This window comes from Pseudomonas sp. TH39(2020) (genome assembly GCF_016650715.1).
Taxonomy (GTDB): domain Bacteria; phylum Pseudomonadota; class Gammaproteobacteria; order Pseudomonadales; family Pseudomonadaceae; genus Aquipseudomonas; species Aquipseudomonas mandelii_C.
The window spans coordinates 88,331-109,650 of sequence record NZ_JAEKFF010000006.1 but is presented as its reverse complement, the minus strand read 5'-3'; the positions used below and the strand labels follow the sequence as shown (position 1 = coordinate 109,650).

Below are 21,320 nucleotides of genomic sequence, written 5' to 3'. Positions count from 1 at the left end.
AAGCCCTCTGACAGACTGCGATGGCTCAGACCATGGCCAACCGCTGTTTGCGTTGTGGCGCGCGAAACGCCTGGTCCAGCGCCTCCAGATCCCCAGCCTCCAATTGCAATTGCGCGGCTTGCGCGTTGAGTTGCACGTGCTCGGGTCGGACCGCTTTGGGGATGGCGATCACACCTTCCTTACGCAGCATCCATGCCAGCGCTACCTGGGCCGGCGTCACACGGTGACGGGCGGCTATTTGCTTGAGCGTTGTATGGTTCAGCATAGGCCCACCCTGACCGATCGGACAGTAGGCCATGACCGGCATTTGATGCTGATGGCTCCAGGGCAACAGATCAAACTCGATGCCGCGCTCTTCCAGGTTGTAGAGCACCTGATTGGTGGCACAGGCGGGTGAGGCCAGTTCTTCCAGGTCGTCGACATCAAAATTGGAGACGCCCCAGCGACCGATCTTGCCTTCTTCGCGCAGGCGTTCGAAGGCTTCGACTGTTTCTTCGAGGGGGTACTGGCCGCGCCAGTGCAGCAGGTAGAGATCGATGTAATCGGTATCCAGCCTCCGCAGACTGCGTTCGCACGCCTGGGGGATGCCTTTGCGGCTGGCGTTGTGCGGGTACACCTTGCTGACCAGAAACACTTCGTCTCGTCTGCCAGCGATGGCTTCACCGACCACTTCCTCAGCGCCGCCCTCGCCGTACATTTCAGCGGTGTCGATGAGGGTCATGCCCAATTCGATGCCCAGGCGCAATGCCGCCACTTCCTGGGTGTGCCGGGAACGGTCTTCTCCCATGTGCCAGGTGCCTTGACCGATGACCGGTACGTTGACGCCGGCCAGTTCGAGGGTCCGCATTCAAACCTCCATATTTTGAATCGATAAGTACTCATCGGTTGGCAACAGAATACCCCGGTGGTTCCATCGACCTGTAGCAGCTGCCGAGCCTGCGAGGCTGCGTTCGGCTGCGAAGCAGTCGCCGACTCAAACAATGAAGTGTTTCAGGAACACCGCGTGCGCAGGAATTGCGAGGACTTCGGTCGAGCGCAACCCCGGCTCGGACGCAGCCTCGCGGGCTCGGCAGCTGCTACATAGATGGCGTTGGGCCGGAATGTTTAATTGGCAGAAAACTTCATCACCGTGCTCTGGGTATAGGTCTTGCCCGGGCCCAGGCGCGTGGACGGAAAGGTCGGCTGATTCGGCGAATCCGGATAGTGCTGAGTCTCCAGCGTGAACGCGCCCCAGTGCGGATAGACCTTGCCAGCCTTGCCCTTGACCGAACCGTCGAGGAAGTTGCTGGTGTAGAACTGCACACCGGGCTCGGTGGTGTAGAGCTGCAAGCGACGACCGGATTGCGGATCGCTGACCTCGGCGGCGAGTTGACCCACATCACCCATGGCGTTCAGCACCCAGTTGAAATCGAAGCCGCCCTGTTTCGGTTCGGCAAATTTCAACTGTGGGTGATCGGCTTTGATGTTCTTGCCAATGGCGGTCGGTTGGGTGAAGTCCATCGGTGTGCCGGCCACCGGGGCCAGTTCGCCGGTCGGGATCAATTTGCCGGTGACCGGCGTGTAATGGCTGGCGTGCAGGGTGGCAAGCTGTTTCAGCACATCACCGTTACCGGCGCCGGCCAGGTTGAAATAGCTGTGATTGGTCAGGTTCAACACCGTGGCTTTGTCGGTGGAAGCCTTGTAGTCGATGCGCAACTCGTTTTGCTCATTGAGGCTGTAGGTGACCTCGGTTTTCAGGTTGCCGGGGAAGCCCATTTCACCGTCCGCCGACAGGTACGTCAGGGTCACGCCGACCGAATCCTTGCCATTGCTTGGTTGGGCTTTCCAGACGTCTTTGTCAAAACCCTGAGGGCCGCCGTGCAGCGAATTGGAACCGTCGTTGAGCGGTACCTGATAGCGCTTGCCGTCCAGTTCGAAAGCACCGTTGGCCAGGCGATTGCCGAAGCGCCCGATGGTCGCACCGAAATACGCCGTGCCGCTCTGATAGCCCTGCACGTTATCGAAACCGAGCACCACATCGTCGAACTTGCCGTGTTTGTCCGGCACTTTCAGCGACTGCAAAATGCCGCCGTAGGTAATGACCGTGGCGGTCAGGCCATGGCTGTTGCGCAAGATGTATTGCTCGACGGGCGTGCCGTCATTGGTTTTGCCGAAGGCCTTGTGTTCGCTGGACAGGCTGGCGGCCTGTGCGGAGAGGGTGGCAATCATCAGGGACAGTCCGAGGCCGCAGAGTAGGTGTCGGGATTGAAGCATGGTTGACCTTCCTTTTTGTTGTTTTTGTAAAAGTAGTCATACTAATAATCGGGTTTAAATGCGATCAAGGAAGGATTTATAGCTTATGTAGGCGATGTTGCAATTATAAAGTATGACTAATGTGGTGGCGCCTCTTAACCGGTGCCGACGCTTACGGACCGTCGGCACTGCACTTTTTCAGGATTCACGGCTCTATCCTTGGCCAGCCTGCGGCGAATCCCCACCGCCGGCCCATGCCCAAGTTCAATAACCCATGGCTCGAGTTTTACCCCGCACCACCCCGCCAATCCGCCGCCGTTGCCTGCTGTTGGCCTGCTTGTCGATGCTCGCAGCCTCCGGGTGCAGCCAGCAGCAGGGCAGCGACATCGTCAGCCAGTTCCGCGAAGGCAAACCCCAGGAATTCCTCCAGACCAGCGTCGATCGCATGGCGACCCTGACGATGCGCGACAACCTCGACAGCCTCTACCTGCTGATGAGCAAGCTCTACCTGCGCAACCCGGACGAGTTGAAAAAATCCGGCTTCCTCGACGCCCGCACCGCTGGCAAGCAAGTGCGCATGGCCATCGAACAGCAACAACCGCTGCCAACCCTGGGAGGCAAAAAAGACCTGGCAGCGCTCAGTTATGCCATGAGCCCGGAGTTTCTCGGCGACCGGGTCGGTGCTTTCATCTATGCCATTGGCAGCATGCTCGTCACCGCCCAGGGCAATCGGCTCGAGTTCTACATGACGGATGCGATCAATCCGACGTTCGTCAGCAACGCTGCCCGCAACATCGAGAAAGCCACCTGGATACTCAGCCAGCGGCAAAACAGGAACGGCGAGCCTTTACTGTTCTCCAACGAAATCTCGGAGGAGGGCAGCAACCTGAGTTTTGCCGTGGAGTTCGGCAAGATCGTCGCGCGGCTGGACCTGCTGACGCAGATGCTGGACGAACGCTACCGTCGAATCGGCTTGAATTACGCGCAGAGTTTGCTGTTCCTGAATTTCCTGCCCGTGCAGTGAACCCACCTTGTGGGAGCGAGCCTGCTCGCGAAGAGGCCGGACCGACAGCTTTGCAGTGTCTGCCAAACCGCCTTCGCGAGCAGGCTCGCTCCCACAAGGAACTGTCTGCACAGGAGATACTGCGTACTTCAGGCATAACGATAGTTCGCATCGATATAACTGGTTATAAGAAAAATCGCTATGCTGCGGGGCAGATTTTTCATGCGTTTTTTGTGGGCGTGTTAATGGAATTCGGTAATTTCGGTTTAGTCGTAGCAGGTCTGGTCGTCGGCTTTATTGTCGGGATGACTGGGGTTGGTGGCGGTTCGTTGATGACCCCCATTCTGTTGTGGTTCGGTGTCAATCCGGCCACCGCAGTGGGGACGGATTTGCTGTACGCGGCGATTACCAAGTCCAGTGGTGTGCTGGTTCATAGAAAGAACCAGAACATCGACTGGGCCATTACCGGTTGGCTGACCCTCGGCAGTGTGCCGGCAGTGGCGCTGACGTTGTGGTTCCTGAGCACCTTGCAAACGTCGCCCGAGGCGATGAACGCGGTCATCAAGCAGGCCTTGGGCTTTGTTCTGTTTGCCACGGCGCTGGCAATTTTCTTCAAGAAACGCCTGCTCGATTTCGCCCACAAGCGTGCGGGCGGTCATTACAACCCTAGCGGCAAGCGCTTGAATGTACTGACCGTGATCACTGGCCTGGTCCTCGGCACCATGGTTGCCCTGACCTCCATCGGCGCTGGTGCCCTGGGCACCGTCGCATTGTTCATTCTCTATCCGCTGCTGCCTACCCGCCGCCTGGTGGGCACGGAAATCGCGCACGCCGTACCGCTGACCCTGGTGGCAGGCCTCGGCCATGCGAGCATGGGCAACATGGACTGGCACGTGCTGGGTTATTTGCTGGTCGGTTCGCTGCCGGGGATTTACCTGGGCAGCCACCTGACTGGCCGCATCTCCGATGAAGTGCTGCGTCCTTGCCTGGCCACGATGCTGGTGCTGATCGGGTACAAACTGGCGTTCTGATTCCGCCCGTTGCAGAAACAAACCCAAAAACCCGCCGCTGATTCTCAGTGAGCTACGTACCGCCACGAAGGTTGGCTCGAGCACTGCGAGCGAGGGGCGGACGCGGCTTAGGGCCGGGTCAGAATTTCCAGCAGGTGCCCGTCCGGGTCATCGAAATAAACCCGCCGGCCACCGCCGTAATCGTTGATCTCGTTTGGTCGTTGTTTGCCGGGGTCGGCCCACCAGGGTTGCTGTCGGGCTTGCAGGCGGGCGAAGGCCGCATCGAAATCGTCGTCACCGATCAAAAACGCGTAGTGCTGGGAGGCTATCGGCGGGTCATTGTCGTAGAAGTCCAGCGACACACCGTTGTCGAACTTGACGATCAGCATCGGGCCGAAGGGTTCGGGGCTGGGCAGGCCGAGGATATCTGCCAGATAGTTGGCTGATATTTGCTTGTTGCGGCACCAGACAATGGTGTGGTTCAACTGAGCGCTCATGCAGCGGTCCTCACGGCGGATCAGGGCGTTGTTGTTCAGCGATGAGATTAGCTCAGGCTGTTGCGCAATGACCGCCCTGACCTAAGCTTGGGGCAAGGCGAGACATAATTGCGGTGCGTCACCCGGAACGAACGCCGCGATGCGCAATCATTAGAGCGTGGATATCAAAAGGAGATGCGCATGCTCATCAGGTCATTGACCCTGACTACCTTGCTGGCTTTCGCCGGCCCCTTGTTCGCTGCCGATGACGGCTCACCGCTGGATATAGACAAGGGCAGGGCCCGGCCACTGATTGTCATTGCTCCCAGCACCGCAGACCCGGTTTGGGTGGGCCTGAAAAAGTCGCTGGGCGATCCGGCCAACAAGGAAGGTATCGCCCAGCGCAATATCAGGGTGTACAGCGTGCTCAACATGTTCGGTCAGCTCGACGGCAAGGATCTCGGCCAACAGGACACGATGGCACTCATCCGCTCGCTGAAACTCGGTGCGGGGGCGTTGCCCAAAGTCATCCTGGTGGGCAAGGACGGCGAGAAGAAGTTTGAGAGTTCGGGGGATGAATCAAAATCGGTCGATTTGAAGAAAATTTTCGACACGATCGACGCCCTGCCAGCGACCGAGAAAGAAGCCGCAGCGCCGACGGTCGCGGCGCCTGTTGAAGCGGCTGAACCGGTCAAAGGGGCGAAGGGCGCCAAGGGTGCAAAACCAGGCAAACCGGCGAAGCCCGCCAAGCCGCCTGAAATGCCCGACGATTAAACGCAGTTTTTGTAGAGCAGGCTGCGCCAGCTGCTACAAGTCAGTGTTGCGCCGCATAGGCCTGGCTTTTCAGCCCCGTATGCACCAGCACCCGAGCCGGACTGCCACCGATGCGCAACCGGTCGATGACGGCCATGCCATCGAGCTGCGGAATGTCCAGGTCGAGCACGATGGCGTCAGGCTTGAGCTCGAACGCCTTGCTGAGGGCGTCCACGCCGTTGTCGCACTCGCCGACGATCTCATGGCCTTTACGGGCCAGAATCATCCCGATCGCCATGCGCACCACCGCGTGATCATCGACCAACAGCACTCTCATCGATCAGCCCTCATGCCCTGATTGAGCATAGTCCCTGAGCCAAAAGCGGTTTGGAGGGGCGGATGCGTGGCGGGGTGGGTTAAAAAGGGCGCGATCGTACGCGGTTTGTGCAGCGATGTAATGGTATCCACTGGTTACCCCATTGAAATCGACATCCAACGTAGCAGCTGCCGAGCCTGCGAGGCTGCGTTCGGCTGCGCAGCAGTCGTAAAACCTGTATCTGCGGTCTACCTGAAGCACCGCATAGTCTGATCTCACGACTGCTCCGCAGCCGAACGCAGCCTCGCAGGCTCGGCAGCTGCTACAAAAAAAACGGGGGTTCCGGGGGGAGATGTATCGGCTTCTATTGGTCTCGGAAGTTTCCTGCAAGTCCTGTCGGTTTTTATGAACTGGTTTCTGTCAGAGCGCACCGCTAGCCTTCGTCAGCCACCGCGAAATCGCGGTCGGACGTGGGAATCCGCGACACTGAGGGATCCAGGGACGAAAACACCAATGGCACAAAAAGGAGCCTCGTCTGTGAAAAAGTTCAGCAAGCATCAACCGCAAACCCTGACCGACGCCGATCATCTCGATCCCGCGAAGCCGTGTGAAACCGCAAAAGGCGCAGTCACCCCAAGCCCCAGGCGTACCGCCACAACCCAGCGGATTTTCACGGTTGCTCCTGGTGTCGACACACTAACCCTGCTAAATCAGGCCTGCGAAAACCTTGCCTCCCTGAATGTCCTGATTGCGAATTTTGCCGGGAAACTGGAAGGCTCGAACCGCGATGTGCTGCTGTCGATTCAGCAGTTGGCGACGGTCACCGAGTTGTTGGTGAATCAGGCACGGGAAAATCTTTATCCGAGAAGCGATGCACCTGACGCTCAGCCGCCGACTCGGCATTGAGCTGACGCAGTAACGACAATGGGCGACCTCAAAGGGGTCGCCCATTTTGTTTGCCCGCTAGAGATCTGTAGCAGCTGTCGAGCTTGCGAGGCTGCGTTCGGCGGCGAAGCCGTCGTAAAACCTGCAACCGCGGTCTTTCAGGAAAACCGCACTTGCCAGATCACGACCGCTGCGTCCGAACGCGGCCCGAGCCGAACGCAGCCTCGCAAGCTCGACAGCTGCTACGAAAAATCGTGTTTCTCAGCTACTTGGCCAGTGCACTCAATATCGTATGAGCAATCTTGATCCGCTCAGGGTTCGGGTAGTTTTTGTTGGCCAGGATCACGATGCCGATGTCTTTCGACGGCACGTACGCCACGTAGGCACCGAAGCCGCCCGTTGAACCGGTTTTATTGATCAGCACGTTGTCTGGTTGAGGTTGCGGCGGGGTCAGCAACTGGACTTCGTGAGCCTCCATCGTCATCTGTGTCGAATTGCCAGCAAGCAACTTATCGAGGCTGACCGGATAGTGGTAGAACTCCCAACCCAGCCCCTGAGTCATCTCGCCCACCTTGTAGTAACCGGTATGCGTCGCGGCGATTGCCCGTTGCATCGGATCTTCCAGGCGGGTCGGTTTCATGTTCGCTTCAACATAACGAATCAGGTCTGCGGCGCTGGTTTTCACCCCATAGGCCTCCGAATCCAGCGCCCCCGGCCCAACCCGTACAGGCTTGTCTTCCTTGTTGTAACCCTGAGCGTAAAGCTCCATTTGAGCTTGCGGCACCTTGAGGTAAGTGTGTTTCAGCCCGAGTTTCGGCAGCAGCGTCTTTTCCATCACCTCATCAAACGGTGCGCCCATGCTTTTGGCTGCCAGGTAACCGAACAACCCCAGGCTCGGGTTCGAATACAGCCGATGGGTGCCCGCGGCATAAGTCGGTTTCCACTGCTGGAAATAGCCGAGCATCTTGTCCGGTGCATCGGCATCGTCGGGGAATTGCAGCGGCAGGCCGCCGGCGCTGTAGGTGCCCAGTTGCAGCACGCTGATGTTATCAAACGCGCTGCCACGCAGTTCCGGCAGCACGCTACTGGCCTTGTCCGACAGGGACAGTTTGCCGGTGGCCTGAGCATAGGCGGCGAGGGTGGCGGTGAAGGTTTTGCTCACCGAGCCGATTTCGAACAAGGTGTTTTCAGTGACGGGTTGTGCGCTCTCTTTCGACGCTACCCCGTAGTTGAAGTAATACGGCTTTCCGTTGACGGTCACGGCCACGGCGATTCCAGGAACAGCCTGGGCTTGCATGACCGGTCGTACGGCAGCATTCACCACCGTCTCGATTTGATCCTGTGCGACGCATTGGCCGGTGGCGAGCAGCGCCACGCAAACGGCGAGAGTTTTCAGCCTATCCATGTTGGTTTGGTCCGTCATTGATTCGATTGCGCGCCATTTTAGAGTGTTAACCGCTACACTCCGAGCGGTTTTTAAACCCGGCCCCCTATAGGCGGGCCGGGCTGATGGTTAACAGGTCAGGCGCGACCGCTGAATCAGCGCACCAGACACGGCCGCTTGTTATCGAACTTCCAACCCAGAATCAGAAACTGCATGGCCCCGCTGTCATCCCGCGCGCCCAGTCCCATGCCTTTATACAACTCATGAGCCTTGGCCAGCTGATCCATGTCCAATTCGACGCCCAACCCAGCCTTCTTCGGCACCTGCACGCAGCCACCAACGATTTGCAACGGCGCTTGGGTCAGGCGCTGACCGTCCTGCCAGATCCAGTGGGTGTCGATGGCGGTGATTTCACCCGGAGCGGCGGCCGCGACGTGGGTGAACATCGCCAGGGAAATATCGAAGTGGTTGTTGGAGTGCGAACCCCAGGTCAGGCCCCACTCATGGCACATCTGCGCCACGCGGACCGAGCCCTGCATCGTCCAGAAGTGCGGGTCGGCCAGCGGAATGTCCACTGATTGCAACTGGATCGCGTGGCCCATTTCCCGCCAGTCGGTGGCGATCATGTTGGTGGCGGTTTTCAGACCCGTGGCACGACGGAATTCAGCCATGACTTCACGTCCGGAATAACCGTTTTCCGCGCCGCACGGGTCTTCGGCGTAAGCCAGTACGTGATGCTGATCCCGGCACAGGCGAATGGCTTCCTTGAGTGACCATGCGCCATTCGGATCAAGGGTAATGCGCGCGTCGGGGAAGCGTTCGGCCAGGGCGGTGACGGCTTCGATTTCTTCATCGCCACTGAGCACGCCGCCCTTGAGTTTGAAGTCCTTGAAACCGTAGCGGGCGTGGGCGGCTTCGGCAAGGCGGACCACGGCGTCGGCGGTCATGGCTTTTTCGTGACGTACGCGGAACCAGTCGTTGTCGGCGTCCGGTTCGCTGCGGTAGGCCAGATCGGTTTCGTTGCGATCACCGACATAAAACAGATAACCGAGCATCTTCACTTCATCGCGTTGCTGGCCTTCGCCGAGCAGGGCGGCCACCGGCACGTCAAGGTGCTGACCCAGGAGATCAAGCAGGGCGGCTTCCAGGCCGGTGACGGCGTGGATGGTGATGCGCAAATCGAATGTCTGTAACCCACGACCGCCGGCATCGCGATCGGCGAAGGTCTGGCGCACTTGATTGAGGATCTTCTGATAGGTGCCGATCGGACTGCCAACCACCAACGAGCGAGCGTCTTCGAGGGTCTGGCGAATGCGCTCGCCGCCCGGTACTTCACCGACGCCGGTGTGACCGGCGTTGTCCTTGAGGATCACGATGTTGCGGGTGAAAAACGGCCCGTGAGCGCCACTCAGGTTGAGCAACATGCCATCGTGGCCGGCCACCGGAACAACCTGCATGCTGGTGATGATCGGGGCTTTGGCGGTTTCTTGTGTGTTCATTGTTGTGTCCTTCAAAACAGATGTTCAGGCGTGGTTGGACGCTGGTTTGGCCAGTGCAACGGCAGGTGCGGATTTCGGTTTATTGCGTGCGGCGAAGACGATGATTGCGGCAATGATCGAGGTCGCGGCCAGGCCGTACAGCCCGCCCTGAATCGAGCCGGTGCGTTCTTCCAGCAGGCCGAACGTGGTCGGCGCGACAAAGCCGCCGAGGTTGCCCACCGAGTTGATCAGCGCGATTACGCCTGCCGCGATCCGTGCGTCCAGATAGGCCTGAGGAATCGGCCAGAACAGTGACGACGCCGATTTGAATCCCAGCGCAGCAAAGCAGATAGCAACGAAAGCGAAGATCGGCCCGCCGGTGGTGGACATGAACATCCCGGCTGCTGCGATCAGCAGGGCAGCGGCGACCCAGGCTTGTTGATGCTTCCATTTGGCCGACAGCGAAGCAAAGGCGTACATGCCGACGATCGACAGCAACCACGGAATCGAGTTGAACAGCCCGACTTGAATATCGCTGAGGTCGCCCATCTTTTTGATGATGCTCGGCAGCCAGAAGGTCGCGGCATAGATGGTCAATTGGATGAAGAAATAGATCAGGCAGAACAGGATGATCTGGCGGTCCTTGAGCAGCTTGCCCAACGACGGTTTGATCGGTGTTGCGGCTTCGCGGGCCAGTTGTTCGTCGTCGATGGCCTTGACCAGCGCGTCCTGTTCTTCTCGGCTCAGCCATTTGGCGTCGTGGGGTTTGGAGTCCAGCCAGAACCAGACAAACACGCACAGCCCGACCGAGAACATCCCTTCAATGAAGTACATCCATTGCCAGCCGTGCATCCCGAAACCGCTGATTTGCAGCAGTAACCCGGACAGCGGGCCGGAGATCAGCGAAGCAATCGCCGAACCGCTGAGGAAGATGGCAATCGCCTTGCCGCGTTCAACGCCAGGCAACCAGCGGGTGAAGTAATAAATCACCCCGGGAAAGAACCCGGCTTCGGCCACGCCCAGCAGGAATCGCAGGATGTAGAAGTGGGTTTCGTTCTGGATGAAGGCCATGCAAGCGGCGACCAGGCCCCAGGTCAGCATGATGCGGGTCAGCCAGATTCGCGCGCCGACTTTTTGCAGGAGGATGTTGGAGGGGACTTCAAACAGCGCGTAACCGATGAAGAACAGACCGGCGCCGAGGCCGTAGGCGGCTGCACCGATGCCCAAGTCATGTTCCATGTGGGCGCGGACGAAGCCGATGTTCACGCGGTCGATGTAGTTGACGATGAACATGATCACGAACAGCGGCAGAACATGGCGTTTCACTTTCGAGATGGCGGACTTCAGGACCGAATCGGCGCCATCGTTCATCCCGGATATGGATGTATTCACTGCGTTATCTCCCACTGATTATTTTTATGCGGGGTGTGACGGGGTGTTGCGATGTTGATAGACATCATACAACTACGTTTTTTCGTACTGCAAGAGTCTTCGCCCAACAAAATGGCGCTTGATGGCGGGTTTGTTATTCATTTTGCATTAATGGATGACCTTCGCGGAGTCTCGTCTGCCCGGTTTGTTGAGTGTTGTCATACAAGTTGATCGGCGTTTTCCTGAGATTCCCGTCCAGCGCAGTGCTACGATTCCGGTAGCCCTGCTCCGGATGATCGCCATGCAAGAAGACCTCGACGCGCCTGCCCGCAAGCGCACCCACAACCTGGCCCATGACCTGGTCGCCAAGCTGACCCAGAGCATCTTGCTCGGCCAGATGCTGCCCGGCGACAAGCTGCCGTCCGAGAACACGATTGTTCAGGAGCACGGTGTCAGTCGCACGGTGGTGCGCGAGGCGATCTCGAAATTGCAGGCGTCTGGTCTCGTGGAAACCCGCCATGGCATCGGCACCTTTGTTATCGAGCGAGCACCGGAGCAGGGTCTGCGGTTGAACGTCGATACCGCGCTGGGGGTGCGCAGCATTCTGGAGTTGCGCATGGGCCTGGAAACCCAGGCGGCCGCACTCGCTGCAACCCGTCGCACGGATCATCAATTGGTGCAGATGCGCGAAGCGCTGGACGACTATCAAAGCCTGCTGGCCAACAACGACAGCTGCGTCGAAGCCGACAAGCGCTTCCACTTGCTGATCGCCGAAGCCACCGGCAACGTGTGCTTCACCGAAATCATGCAGCACCTGGGCAGCGCCATGATCCCACGCACCCGCGTCAATGCCGCCGAGCGCGGCGCAGTGGACTTGAGCAAGCTCGGGCAACTGGCCAACCTGGAGCACGAGGCGATTCTCAATGCGATCAAACGCCAGGACCCGGATGCGGCGCGGGCGGCCATGTGGCTGCACCTGACCAACAGTCGCGACCGATTTTCGGCGGATGGCTGACCATCCATTTTGTGGGCGGCAGTTCTACCGCGTCATCGTTCTTCGTCGGAACGCCGTCCGGAGCAGGCTCGCTCCCACACTGATCTGATGAACACTGGAAATCCCCTGTGGGAGCGAGCCTGCTCGCGAAGGCGTCAGTCGCATTGGCGCTAGTCCGGATCAGGCACTGGTGACTCGAGCAACCATCGGCCTGCGCTCCAGGTTCAAGGCCAACACGCTGACCAGCACCACCAGTGCGCCCCCAACGATCATCAACGTCGGCCGCTCGCCCAGCGCAAAAGAGGCAATCGCCATGGCGGTCGGTGGAATCAGATACAGCGTCATCGTTGCACGGCTCAGATCCACATGAGTCAGCACATAGGCCCAGGCGAGATACGCAAGGGCACTTGGAAAAACGCCCAGCCCGATGACCGCAAACTGCACTTCAACCGGAGCGGTGATGACCTGGCTCACCAGCCCCGGGAGATAAACCAATAGCAGCAGCGTCCCGAACCAAACCGTGTAACACACCAGCGTCAGCCCGTCGTAGCGCCGCGAGTGATGCTTCTGCAAGGCAAAGTAGAAACTCCATGACACCGCCGCCAGCAGGATCAACAAACCATGGGCGTCGATGCTCCCCAGTCCGTGATCCCCGGCCACCACAATCACCACACCGATCAATCCCAGAAAAACGCAGCACCAGCGCCACACGCTCACCCGGTCCTTGAACACGAAACGCGCCAGCAGCGTGCTGAACAACGGCGTCGATTGCGCCAACACACTGGAGGCTCCGGCGCTGACACTTTGCTGGCCGAAATTCAGCGCGACATGGTGCAGGCTCACGGCAAAGAAACCGAGTGCGAACAGCAGCGGCAGGTCACGGCTGTTCGGCAGGCTGATGCCTCGGAACACCGCGATCACCGCCATGAATGCCGACGCGAGCAGAAACCGCAGCAAGGCCAGATGACCAGGATCATAGGCCTGCAAACCGATGTGAATGCCGGTCGGCGAGTAACCCCAGCAGGCGACAACAAATGCCATGGCCAGGATGAGTTTGACGGGAGAGCCGGGGGAGGGCGTGAGTGGCTTCATGATCGGGCACCTGTAGGCGGATGCACCCAGTATCAGAAGCCTGACTGTTCTCCACAACTGACTTATAGTGCCTCAACTCTTCACTTTTGGTGATGTATGGAGCTGGCACAGATACGCATGTTCAAGACCGTCGCCGAGGTCGGCAGCATCGCCCGGGCGGCAGAGATGTTGCATTGCGTGCCGTCGAACATCACGGCACGGATCAAGTCTCTGGAAGCGGAGCTGGGTGTCGCGCTGTTTCTGCGCGAAGGCCGAGGGCTGCGAATCAGCCCGGCGGGGCAAACCTTTCTGGCTTATGCCTCGAAAATTCTCGCCCTGACGGCTGAAGCCAAACGCGCGGTGGACCCTTCGGCCGAGCCGTCCGGGCCGTTGCGCATTGGCGCCATCGAGTCGTCGGCGACCGGTCGATTGCCGCGGTTGCTGGCGAAATTCCACAAACGTTTCCCGGCGGTGGCGCTGGAGCTGACCACTGGCGCCTGGGGCCAATTGCTCGACGACACCCTCAACCACCGGCTCGACGGCGCGATCGTCGCGGTGGATGTCGAGCGCTCACACCTCAAACGCACGCCGATGTACCGCGAGGAGCTGCTGCTGATTGCCTCGACGTCCCTGGGGCCGGTACGAAACATCGCGGACTTGCAGGACAAGACCGTGTTCATGTGGCCTCAGGGCTGTCCCTATCGGGCGGCGCTGGAGCATTGGTTGCTGCGGCAGGGGCAGGCGTTGCCGATTGTCAGCCTGGCCAGTTACGGGGCGATTGTCGGCTGCGTCAGTGCCGGGGCGGGTGTCGCGCTGGTGCCAAAAGGCGTGTTTGATCAGTACGCCAAAGGGGCGGGTTGCGCGGGGTATGAGTTCCCCGAGCTGACGGCGATCGACAACCTGTTTTACTGGCATGAAAACGCCGGGGTTCACCCGGCGCGGGAGGCGTTTGTGGCGATGTTGCGAGAAGAGTTCGCCTGAGTTCCTGTGGGAGCGAGCCTGCTCGCGAAAGCGGTTCAATATTCAACAATGATGTTGGCCGAAAGTCCGTCTTCGCGAGCAGGCTCGCTCCCACAGGTTTTGTGTCGCTTGATGATATTCAGCTCACGCTGACATCCCGCATCAACAACCCAAACTGCAAATCCACCGCATCCGGAATCGGCAAATACACCGTATGCCCATCCCCCGGTGCCACTTCGATCGGCTCGCCTTTGGCGTTTTGCAGTTGCTGCAAGTCGAATTGGAAGTTGCCCTTGGGCGTCATCAGTTCCATGTGGTCGCCCAGGCCAAATCGGTTCTTTACCTTGATTTCCGCCATCCGGTCACGCCGCTCACCGGTCAACTCGCCAACAAACTGCTGCCGTTCCGACACCGAGCTGCCGTGCTGGTAGTTCTGGTATTCGTCATGCACATGCCGCCGCAGAAAACCTTCGGTGTAGCCGCGCTGGGCGAGGGATTCCAGATCCGTCATCAGGTTGCGGTCGAACTCGCGACCGGCCACCGCGTCGTCGATCGCCCGGCGGTAAACCTGAGTGGTGCGTGCGCAATAAAAATGGGATTTGGTCCGACCCTCTATTTTCAGTGAGTGCACGCCCATCTGCGTCAGGCGCTCGACATGCTGCACCGCGCGCAGGTCCTTGGCGTTCATGATGTAAGTGCCGTGCTCGTCTTCGAAGGCCGGCATCAGTTCGTCGGGCCGATTGGCTTCCTGCAACAGAAACACCTGATCGGTCGGGGCGCCGATGCCCAGGGTCGGTTCGGGCTGGAAGGTCTGCACGATTTCGCCGAGCTGGTTTTCCGTGGCCTGCTGCGCCGAGTACTTCCAGCGACAGGCATTGGTGCAACTGCCCTGATTGGCGTCGCGCTTGTTCATGTAACCCGACAACAGGCAGCGACCGGAATAGGCCATGCACAACGCGCCGTGGACGAACACTTCCAGTTCCATGGCCGGCACCTGTTCGCGGATTTCGGCGATTTCTTCCAGGGACAGTTCCCGCGACAGGATGATCCGGCTCAAGCCTTGTTGCTGCCAGAACTCGACACTGGCCCAATTCACTGTGTTGGCCTGTACCGAAAGGTGAATCGGCATCTGCGGATAATGCCGGCGGACCAGCATGATAAGGCCTGGATCGGACATGATCAGCGCGTCCGGCGCCATAGCAATGATCGGCGCCAGGTCTTTGAGGAAGGTTTTTAGCTTGGCGTTGTGCGGGGCGATGTTCACCACCACATAGAAGCGTTTGCCTTGAGCCTGGGCCTCGTGAATGCCGAGGGCCAGATTGGCGTGATCGAATTCGTTATTGCGCACCCGCAGGCTGTAGCGCGGTTGACCGGCGTACACCGCATCGGCGCCGTAGGCGAAGGCATAACGCATGTTTTTCAGGGTGCCGGCGGGGGCGAGCAGTTCTGGAGGCAGGAGAGTCATGGCAGAGTCGGTCACAAAAGCCGCCGAGAGTAAGCGGCTTGCCCGCGGGGTTCATTGATCTGGATCTATGCTTGATGAACAAACGGATGGCACTCGCGCGAACCGTGGCGGACTAAGCATCAGGACGCGACATTGTGTCCTTGCGGACTGACATGGATCGGACATGAACGAAGAGAAGCTACAAGACAAATCACTGGTGATCTTGCTGGGGCTGGTCACCGCCGCTTTCGTCTGGATTTTGCTGCCGTTTTATGGCGCGGTGTTCTGGGCGGTGATCCTCGGCATTCTCTTCGCGCCCCTGCAGCGACGACTGCAACTGAAGTTCGGCTGGGAGCGCAATCTGACGTCGCTGCTCACCCTGAGCATCTGCCTGGTGATCGCGATTCTGCCGGTGATTGTCCTCAGTATCCTGCTGGTTCAAGAAGGGGCCGCGCTGTACAAGAGTATCGAAAGCGGCGAACTGGACATCGCCGGGTATGTGACGCATTTCAAACACAGCCTGCCGCCGTACTTCCAGCACTTGCTCGACCGGTTCGGGGTCGGCGAGCTGGACGGGCTGCGGGAGAAAATCATCAAGAGTGCGGTGACAGGCAATGAGTTTATCGCCACGCAGGTTTTCAGTGTGGGGCAGGGCACGTTCGATTTTGTGGTGAGTTTTTTCATCATGCTCTATCTGCTGTACTTCTTTCTGCGGGACGGCGCCGAACTGGCCCGTAAAGTTCGCGCTGCCGTGCCGCTGCAGGATCACCAGAAACGTCGCTTGCAGCTCAAGTTCAATCGCGTGGTGCGGGCGACAGTGAAGGGCAACCTGCTGGTGGCGATCACTCAGGGCGCATTGGGCGGGTTGATTTTCTGGTTTCTGGATATCCCGAGCGCGTTGCTCTGGGCGGTGCTGATGGCGTTTCTGTCGCTGTTGCCAGCGGTGGGGGCGGGGATCGTCTGGGCGCCGGTGGCGGCGTTTTTCCTGTTCGCCGGGGCAATCTGGCAGGGCGTGGTGCTGGGGCTGTTCGGGATTTTTGTGATCGGCCTGGTGGATAACGTGCTGCGACCGATCCTGGTGGGCAAGGATACCAAGATGCCGGACTATCTGATCCTGATCTCGACCTTGGGCGGTCTGGCGATCTTCGGCCTCAATGGCTTTGTGATCGGACCGCTGATCGCCGCGCTGTTCATGTCGAGCTGGGCAATCTTCATTGAAACCAAGCCGCGGGTGCAGCTGCCTTAAGCGCCGATCTGGCCTTGGCCGATGCGTTGCGACAGTGCGTGGGCGGCCGGCAGCGAGGTGAGCGGACCGCTGATCGGTTCGCCGTCCTGCACCAGGTACCAACAGGCGAGCAATCCTAGCTCTCTGAGCGGTGCGGGAACGGCGCTGCCGATAACGGACATAATCTGAACCTGGGACATAAGTACCTCCATCAATCTGTGGAGCTACCTTACGGACTGGACACTTGAACGGACAATCAACGCTTTCGATAGTCGTCATTGATGCCAATGAGTCATCGGTTCAGTCGACCACCAGATCCAGCATATGAACCACTTCCTGCTCGTTGAGCAGGCCTTTTCGCACCAGGTTTTCTGCCAGCAGCGAAAGAAACTTGGCGCTGCGATGGCCTTCCAGGTGCTTGAGTTCGGTCAGTGCGTTGTACACCTTGCTGGAAGTGCACAAGCCGACAATGCGGTGCGGGTTTTGCGTGGGCATGAGGTCGTCCTTGTTTTTATCAACCTGTTGTTAACGGACAGATCCAAGAGTGCGGACCCGACATGACATAAATATGACCGTTTTCCCCAACGCGGGGGAAGGATGGCGAGTCAATCTTGCCAACTTGCGCCGCAAAGACTGTCCCGACAGCGACCTTGGCGAGATTTATCCAGACCTCTGCCGACGGACGGTCACAAAAAGGCCCCGCTGTTGAGGCAGGGCCTGATGAATCCGTTACCAGCGGCCATAACCGTGGGGAGGGCCGTAGTAACCGCGCGGTGGACCGTAATAACCACGTGGCGGGCCGTAGTAAACCGGTGGCGGGCCGTAATAGACCGGTTGTTGCACGTAGACCGGTGCCGGCTGGTAATAAACCGGTGGCGGTTGCACATAAACCGGTTGTGGCTGAGCGTAAACCGGTTGCTGTACATAGACCGGGCGGTTGCTATTGATGATGGCCGAACCGACGATGGCCGAGCCAACGATCGCGCCAAATACCGCCGGCCCTTCCCAACCGTGACCGCCGTGACCGCCGCCAGCCTCTGCCTGCCCTGCGATAGCAAGAGCACCGATCAGCAAGGCTACTGTGGGGATTTTACGGATCATGATAGTTCCTCGGTTCTTCGCCCCGACGCTTGTGTCTGCAATAGACCCAAGGATTGTCGCGGGGATACTTCTAAGACAGCGTTTTTTTCAAAATCAGCACAGCCGTTGGGTAAATTTTGTGTAAGGTCTGTACTCGTTTCTTTACGGTTCAGTGAGGCCGCGCGCAGACACACCGTTATGATCGATCAGACCCGATGGATTGGCTAATCCCGTCCATCTGAAAGTGTTATTCGAGGAGATTTTTCATGCAGATGAACCCCAACAGAGACACCCAGCTGTGCATGTCGCTTTCCGCACGTCCGGGGAACTTCGGTCTGCGGTTTCACAATCATCTGTATGAGCAACTGGGCCTGAATTTCTACTACAAGGCCTTCAGCAGCCAGGATCTGCCAGGCGCCGTTGGCGGCATTCGCGCCCTGGGCATTCGTGGTTGTGGTGTGTCGATGCCCTTTAAAGAGGCCTGCATTGCCCTGGTCGATGAACTGGACGCCTCCGCAGCGGCCATTCAATCGATCAACACCATCGTCAACACCAATGGTCATCTCAAGGCTTACAACACCGACTACATCGCTATCGCCCAGTTGCTTGAAACCCATCAGGTACCGAAGGACTCGACCTTTGCCCTGCGCGGCAGCGGCGGCATGGCTAAAGCGGTGGCCAGTGCCTTGCGCGATGGTGGCTACAAAAATGGCCTGATCGTCGCCCGTAACGAGCGTGCCGGCCGGGCGCTGGCCGAATCGCTGGGCTATCGATGGCAAGCGGAGCTGGGCTCGGAGCTGGGCTCGGAGCGGCCGAAAATGCTGATCAACGTCACCCCGATTGGCATGGCCGGCGGCCCCGAGGCCGAACAGCTGGCGTTCGAGGCTGAAACCATTGCGGCGGCCGAGACTGTCTTCGATGTGGTGGCGATCCCCTCGGAAACACCGTTGATTGTGCGCGGTCGTGCCGAAGGCAAACGCGTGATTACCGGGCTGGAAGTGATCGCGATCCAGGCGCTTGAGCAGTTTGTGCTGTACACCGGCGTGCGCCCGACCGATGAGCAGTTTCACCAGGCCGTGGAATTTGCCCGCCGTTAGCCTTGCCTATACGTGCCGCCAGCCCGCGAAGACGTGCCGCCCCATCAAATCGTGACTGAGGTGACTCATGCATCCTGCCATTCTTAATCTGGATCAGGCCGCGCTTGAACCGCTGCCCGAAGCGTTTGCCCCGACGGGAGACACCGCCGACCGCTATCAGCAACGGCAGGCGCGCATCGGCCAGCAACTCGGCGCGCAGAAGCTCGGTTATCGCCTTTACGCACTGGAGCCGGGGATGCGTGGCAGCCCGTTTCACAGTCATCGGGTCAACGAGGAGATGTTTTACATCGTGGCCGGGGAAGGGGAGATTCGCTTGGGTGCCGAGCGCTTTCCCGTTCGCGCCGGTGATGTCATTGCCTGCCCGCCGGGCGGCCCTGAAGCCGCGCACCAGATCATCAACACCAGCGATGCTGAACTGCGCTACCTGGCGGTCAGCACCCAGCAATCACCCGAGATTTGCGAGTACCCGGATTCTGGCAAGTATGCGGTGATGGACGACTTCAAGGTCGATGCCGAGGGCAATACCTCGGGCTTCGTCGCCGTCGCCAGGCCGGCCGACGGCGTGGATTATTGGGACGGCGAGTAACGCAGGGTTATTCGAGGCGGGCCAGGCGCTCTTCCAGCGCCGCAATTCGCGCCTCAAGCTCTTCGATCCGCTCAACCGATACACCGCCACCCGTACCACGTTCGATCGGGTTCTGCCGTGCTGCCAGGATCACTTCGATGTCCGCCGGGTCACCCAAGGCGTGCATATAGCGGTCTTCACGCTGACCGGCCTGGCGCGGGATCAACAGCGCCAGACCTCGAGCAATCAAGCGTTCCAGCTGATGCACCACCTGCTCGGCATCTTCAAAATCGTGCATGCGGCCGCTGCGGGTCAGCAGTTCATTGACCGTTTGCGGACCGCGCAGGAACAGCAGCCCCGCAAGAATGACCTGAGCGGGCACCAGTTCCAGTGCCTTGTCGACTTTGTGTTCCCAGCGATCCGCCCGACTGCCCATCACCAGTTTGGTAAAGCCGCGTCCTTCGAGGGCGCGCAGACTCTGGCCGACCTGACCCTGGGTGAGGTTCATCACCGGTTCACGGCTGGTTTTCTGGTTGCAGGCAATCACCAGCGCATTGAGGGTCAGCGGATAGGTTTCCGGGCTGGTGGCCTGTTTTTCGATCAACGAACCCAAAATGCGGATTTCCGTGCTGTTAAGCCGCGGCTCGTCGAACGTTGTCTCTTGCTCAGTACTCATCGTTCTGCATCCTTCCCGGGGTCAATTTTTTCTCCTGCTGGCATGCACTTTAGATTGACGTGCGTCAATGGCAACTGAATTCGTCACGCCATATTGGCAATTGTCACAAAACCTAAATGAATTATTAACGCTATTTTGACAATCCGACGAGCAACGTATGCATGGCTGAGAAATGCCGGGACTCCTTGTGGGCATCTGGTAGCTCTGCCATCGACGATACTAGCCTTATTGACTGGACTATGGAGCAAAGCATGAAGCTGACGTGGGTATGGGCCAAGAACAGTGCGCTGACCGGCGCGAACTCCCTATGACTGTTCTGGTCACTGGCGCTGCCGGTTTCATCGGGTATCACACTGTCAAGCGTTTGTGCCTGGAAGGTCTTGACGTCATCGGTATCGACAACCTCAACGACTATTACAGCGTTGAGCTTAAACGCGCACGGCTCGACGAGCTTGCATCCTTGCCAGGCTTTCGTTTTCAGACCCTGGATATCGTCGACAAACCGGCACTGATGGCGTTGTTCAAAGAGCATCGCTTTACCGAGGTTGTGCATCTGGCGGCCCAGGCGGGTGTTCGCTATTCACTGGACAACCCGGACGTCTATGCGCAATCGAACATGGTGGGTTTTCTGAATGTGCTGGAAGCGTGCCGTCACTATCGCCCCAAGCACCTGATCTATGCATCAAGCAGCTCGGTGTACGGTACCAACAGCAAAATGCCGTTCAGTGTCGAAGACGCTGTCGATCACCCCATTTCACTGTACGCGGCCAGCAAACGTGCCAATGAGTTGATGGCGCACAGCTACTGTCATTTGTTTGGCCTGAGGGCCAGCGGCCTACGCTTTTTTACCGTTTACGGACCTTGGGGGCGCCCCGATATGGCGCTGTTCAAGTTTACCGAAGCGATCCTCAACGGTTTGCCGATCGATATCTATAATCACGGCCAGATGGCGCGCGACTTCACTTATATCGACGACATTGTCGAAAGTGTCGCCCGTTTGCGCCTTCGGCCGCCGATCCCGGACGGGGAGGGCGACGGCGTTAACCGGATTTTCAATATCGGGCGTGGCAAGCCGGTAGCACTGCTGGAGTTCGTCGATTGTCTGGAATCGACACTGGGGATCAAAGCGCAACGCAACTTTCTACCACTACAGCCTGGCGATGTGGTCAAGACCTGGGCTGACGTGTCGGCATTGACCCAATGGGTCGACTTCCATCCTCAGGTGACGGTGGAAGCGGGTGTAGCGGAATTTGTGAAGTGGTATCGCCACTTTTATCAGAGATGAAATGTTCGCCCTTGA

23 protein-coding genes are annotated in these 21,320 nt (G+C 58.9%); 10 read left to right on the top strand and 13 right to left on the bottom strand.

Annotation, left to right across the window (positions count from 1 at the left end; translation table 11 throughout):
* Positions 1-25 precede the first annotated feature (25 nt).
* Positions 26-847 carry an aldo/keto reductase gene (locus tag JFU47_RS08370; RefSeq protein WP_201182447.1) on the bottom strand — a complete coding sequence of 274 codons (822 nt, stop codon included), beginning with the start codon at positions 845-847 and terminating at the stop codon, positions 26-28.
* Between the two features lie 257 nt (positions 848-1,104).
* Positions 1,105-2,253 carry an aldose epimerase family protein gene (locus tag JFU47_RS08365; RefSeq protein ID WP_201182446.1) on the bottom strand — a complete coding sequence of 383 codons (1,149 nt, stop codon included), beginning with the start codon at positions 2,251-2,253 and terminating at the stop codon, positions 1,105-1,107.
* A gap of 253 nt (positions 2,254-2,506) precedes the next feature.
* Here JFU47_RS08365 and JFU47_RS08360 point away from each other — a divergent pair, with 253 nt between their 5' ends.
* Both JFU47_RS08360 and JFU47_RS08355 read left to right on the top strand, forming a co-directional pair.
* Entirely contained in the window at positions 2,507-3,256 is a 750-nt protein-coding gene (locus tag JFU47_RS08360) for a hypothetical protein (RefSeq protein ID WP_201182445.1), read from the top strand.
* Between the two features lie 224 nt (positions 3,257-3,480).
* Positions 3,481-4,266 (top strand): sulfite exporter TauE/SafE family protein, encoded by a 786-nt coding sequence (locus JFU47_RS08355; RefSeq protein ID WP_201182444.1) that lies wholly within the window; start codon positions 3,481-3,483, stop codon positions 4,264-4,266.
* A 107-nt stretch (positions 4,267-4,373) separates the two neighbouring features.
* On the opposite strand, the gene JFU47_RS08350 is transcribed toward JFU47_RS08355, so the two are convergent.
* On the bottom strand, positions 4,374-4,742 hold the full coding sequence (locus tag JFU47_RS08350; RefSeq protein WP_123366135.1) for a VOC family protein: 369 nt from the start codon (positions 4,740-4,742) through the stop codon (positions 4,374-4,376).
* A gap of 180 nt (positions 4,743-4,922) precedes the next feature.
* Here JFU47_RS08350 and JFU47_RS08345 point away from each other — a divergent pair, with 180 nt between their 5' ends.
* Entirely contained in the window at positions 4,923-5,495 is a 573-nt protein-coding gene (locus tag JFU47_RS08345) for a DUF4174 domain-containing protein (RefSeq protein ID WP_123366136.1), read from the top strand.
* Between the two features lie 40 nt (positions 5,496-5,535).
* Here the strand turns inward: JFU47_RS08345 and JFU47_RS08340 are convergent, their stop codons facing one another.
* Complete coding sequence (locus JFU47_RS08340) at positions 5,536-5,811, bottom strand: response regulator (protein ID WP_242485109.1); 276 nt, start codon at positions 5,809-5,811, stop codon at positions 5,536-5,538.
* Between the two features lie 516 nt (positions 5,812-6,327).
* Here JFU47_RS08340 and JFU47_RS08335 point away from each other — a divergent pair.
* Entirely contained in the window at positions 6,328-6,696 is a 369-nt protein-coding gene (locus tag JFU47_RS08335; protein ID WP_201182443.1) for a DUF6124 family protein, read from the top strand.
* 244 nt (positions 6,697-6,940) lie between these two features.
* Here the strand turns inward: JFU47_RS08335 and ampC are convergent, their stop codons facing one another.
* The 3 genes from ampC to JFU47_RS08320 all read right to left on the bottom strand — a co-directional run bounded on the left by ampC (position 6,941) and on the right by JFU47_RS08320 (position 10,929).
* On the bottom strand, positions 6,941-8,098 hold the full coding sequence (gene ampC, locus JFU47_RS08330) for a class C beta-lactamase (RefSeq protein WP_446739631.1): 1,158 nt from the start codon (positions 8,096-8,098) through the stop codon (positions 6,941-6,943).
* A 116-nt stretch (positions 8,099-8,214) separates the two neighbouring features.
* Positions 8,215-9,558, bottom strand: coding sequence for a glucarate dehydratase (gene gudD / locus JFU47_RS08325; protein WP_201182441.1), 1,344 nt, complete (start codon positions 9,556-9,558; stop codon positions 8,215-8,217).
* Positions 9,559-9,582: 24 nt separating this feature from the next.
* Positions 9,583-10,929, bottom strand: coding sequence for an MFS transporter (locus JFU47_RS08320; protein WP_201182440.1), 1,347 nt, complete (start codon positions 10,927-10,929; stop codon positions 9,583-9,585).
* Positions 10,930-11,209: 280 nt separating this feature from the next.
* On the opposite strand from JFU47_RS08320, the gene JFU47_RS08315 reads away from it, so the two are divergent.
* A complete protein-coding gene (locus JFU47_RS08315) occupies positions 11,210-11,923 on the top strand; it encodes a FadR/GntR family transcriptional regulator (protein ID WP_123366140.1) in 714 nt (237 codons plus the stop codon).
* Positions 11,924-12,082: 159 nt separating this feature from the next.
* Here JFU47_RS08315 and JFU47_RS08310 read toward each other — a convergent pair whose 3' ends face one another.
* Positions 12,083-12,994, bottom strand: a complete 912-nt coding sequence (locus tag JFU47_RS08310; RefSeq protein ID WP_201182439.1) for a DMT family transporter — start codon at positions 12,992-12,994, stop codon at positions 12,083-12,085.
* 96 nt (positions 12,995-13,090) lie between these two features.
* Between JFU47_RS08310 and JFU47_RS08305 the strand changes: the two genes are divergently transcribed.
* Positions 13,091-13,954, top strand: coding sequence for a LysR family transcriptional regulator (locus tag JFU47_RS08305; protein ID WP_201182438.1), 864 nt, complete (start codon positions 13,091-13,093; stop codon positions 13,952-13,954).
* 118 nt (positions 13,955-14,072) lie between these two features.
* On the opposite strand, the gene trhP is transcribed toward JFU47_RS08305, so the two are convergent.
* Positions 14,073-15,398 carry a prephenate-dependent tRNA uridine(34) hydroxylase TrhP gene (trhP, locus tag JFU47_RS08300; protein WP_201182437.1) on the bottom strand — a complete coding sequence of 442 codons (1,326 nt, stop codon included), beginning with the start codon at positions 15,396-15,398 and terminating at the stop codon, positions 14,073-14,075.
* Between the two features lie 163 nt (positions 15,399-15,561).
* On the opposite strand from trhP, the gene JFU47_RS08295 reads away from it, so the two are divergent.
* A complete protein-coding gene (locus JFU47_RS08295; protein ID WP_201182436.1) occupies positions 15,562-16,623 on the top strand; it encodes an AI-2E family transporter in 1,062 nt (353 codons plus the stop codon).
* On the opposite strand, the gene JFU47_RS08290 is transcribed toward JFU47_RS08295, so the two are convergent.
* From JFU47_RS08290 to JFU47_RS08280, 3 genes are all read right to left on the bottom strand, one after another.
* Positions 16,620-16,802: a hypothetical protein gene (locus tag JFU47_RS08290; protein ID WP_201182434.1), complete on the bottom strand. Its 183-nt coding sequence runs from the start codon at positions 16,800-16,802 to the stop codon at positions 16,620-16,622. The two genes, JFU47_RS08295 and JFU47_RS08290, sit on opposite strands and share 4 nt — an antisense overlap.
* Before the next feature lie 100 nt (positions 16,803-16,902).
* Positions 16,903-17,097, bottom strand: coding sequence for a hypothetical protein (locus tag JFU47_RS08285; RefSeq protein ID WP_003179723.1), 195 nt, complete (start codon positions 17,095-17,097; stop codon positions 16,903-16,905).
* 234 nt (positions 17,098-17,331) lie between these two features.
* A complete protein-coding gene (locus JFU47_RS08280; protein ID WP_123366146.1) occupies positions 17,332-17,703 on the bottom strand; it encodes a hypothetical protein in 372 nt (123 codons plus the stop codon).
* Positions 17,704-17,948: 245 nt separating this feature from the next.
* Between JFU47_RS08280 and JFU47_RS08275 the strand changes: the two genes are divergently transcribed.
* Together JFU47_RS08275 and JFU47_RS08270 are read left to right on the top strand one after the other, a co-directional pair.
* Positions 17,949-18,779, top strand: coding sequence for a shikimate 5-dehydrogenase (locus JFU47_RS08275; RefSeq protein WP_201182433.1), 831 nt, complete (start codon positions 17,949-17,951; stop codon positions 18,777-18,779).
* A gap of 67 nt (positions 18,780-18,846) precedes the next feature.
* A complete protein-coding gene (locus tag JFU47_RS08270) occupies positions 18,847-19,365 on the top strand; it encodes a cupin domain-containing protein (RefSeq protein WP_201182431.1) in 519 nt (172 codons plus the stop codon).
* A gap of 7 nt (positions 19,366-19,372) precedes the next feature.
* Here JFU47_RS08270 and JFU47_RS08265 read toward each other — a convergent pair whose 3' ends face one another.
* Positions 19,373-20,020, bottom strand: coding sequence for a YceH family protein (locus tag JFU47_RS08265; RefSeq protein WP_140680202.1), 648 nt, complete (start codon positions 20,018-20,020; stop codon positions 19,373-19,375).
* Positions 20,021-20,327: 307 nt separating this feature from the next.
* On the opposite strand from JFU47_RS08265, the gene JFU47_RS08260 reads away from it, so the two are divergent.
* Positions 20,328-21,305, top strand: a complete 978-nt coding sequence (locus JFU47_RS08260; protein ID WP_201182429.1) for an NAD-dependent epimerase — start codon at positions 20,328-20,330, stop codon at positions 21,303-21,305.
* The last annotated feature ends 15 nt before the right edge of the window (positions 21,306-21,320 follow it).